Below are 248 nucleotides of genomic sequence, written 5' to 3' on the forward strand. Positions count from 1 at the left end.
GGGCGATCGAGGGGAATCGAACCCCCGAATGTCGGAGCCACAATCCGATGCGTTAACCACTTCGCCACGACCGCCATTATATCATATTATTTAATTGGCAGGGGCAGTAGGAATCGAACCCACACTGGAGGTTTTGGAGACCTCAGTTCTACCTTTAAACTATGCCCCTGTAAATGGTGGAGGGGGGCAGATTCGAACTGCCGAACCCGAAGGAGCGGATTTACAGTCCGCCGCGTTTAGCCACTTCG

The 248-nt window shown here is 53.2% G+C and carries 2 tRNA genes; both read right to left on the minus strand.

The features are described 5' to 3' along the window. Position 1: 1 nt before the first annotated feature. A tRNA-His gene (locus L2D08_RS23845) sits at positions 2-74 on the minus strand. A 21-nt stretch (positions 75-95) separates the two neighbouring features. Next, a tRNA-Trp gene (locus L2D08_RS23850) sits at positions 96-169 on the minus strand. Between the last annotated feature and the right edge of the window lie 79 nt (positions 170-248).

Source organism: Domibacillus sp. PGB-M46, assembly GCF_022668875.1.
Lineage (GTDB): Bacteria > Bacillota > Bacilli > Bacillales > Domibacillaceae > Domibacillus.